Source organism: Pseudomonas sp. IT-93MI4 (assembly GCF_949767635.1).
Classification (GTDB): Bacteria; Pseudomonadota; Gammaproteobacteria; order Pseudomonadales; family Pseudomonadaceae; genus Aquipseudomonas; species Aquipseudomonas putida_A.
Genome location: NZ_CATKPP010000030.1, coordinates 1 through 732, shown reverse-complemented (window position 1 = coordinate 732; position 732 = coordinate 1). Strand labels below are relative to the sequence as shown.

The following is a 732-nucleotide window of genomic DNA, read 5'->3' as shown; positions in this document are numbered from 1 at the left end:
TTCTGCCGGTGTTTCGTAGTCTAGCGTTTTCCGAGGGCGGCTATTTAGCTGCCTTGCCACTTCATTGAGCGTGGCTTGCGAGTGCTCCGCAAGGTCGGTTCCTTTCGGGAAGTACTGCCTTAACAACCCGTTGGTGTTCTCATTTGATCCTCGTTGCCAAGGACGATGAGGATCGCAGAAGTAGACTTTGATGTCGGTAGCCACCGTAAAGCGTTTATGGTCAGCCATCTCTTTACCGCGATCCCAGGTCAGCGATTTGTAGAGTTCTTGGGGCAAGTTACGGGCGTTTTCAATTAGGGCGCTGATGACCGTCTCGCTATCCTTACCGTCCAATTTCACTAGCATTACGTAGCGGGTATGTCGCTCAACAAGAGTGGCAATTTGGCTGTTCCTGCTACCGCACAGCAGGTCGCCTTCCCAGTGACCTGGCACCGCCCGATCCTTAGCCGCGGCCGGGCGTTCACGGATCGATACCGCGTCAGTGATTCGTCCGTGATTTTCTTTTTTCTGCGTGTGATGACGCGAGCGACGCATGGCCCGCGTGCGCCGTAAATGCTCAAGCAACTCCTTCTTCAGAGCCCCGCGAGCCTGTATGAAGAGCGTGCGATAGATCGTCTCGTGTGACACCTGATAGCTCGTATCGTCCGGGTACGTGCGCTTCAACCAACCGGCAATCTGTTCCGGTGACCACTGCAATTGAAGCTTGTCTGCAACAATTTGCGCCACCGTTCG

Annotated in this window: 1 protein-coding gene; it reads right to left on the bottom strand. The window is 54.6% G+C overall.

Annotated elements, in window-relative coordinates:
• Nucleotides 1–732 (bottom strand): IS30 family transposase (locus ACM6I7_RS14555; protein ID WP_414888787.1); only part of this gene is annotated, 732 nt, incomplete at both ends.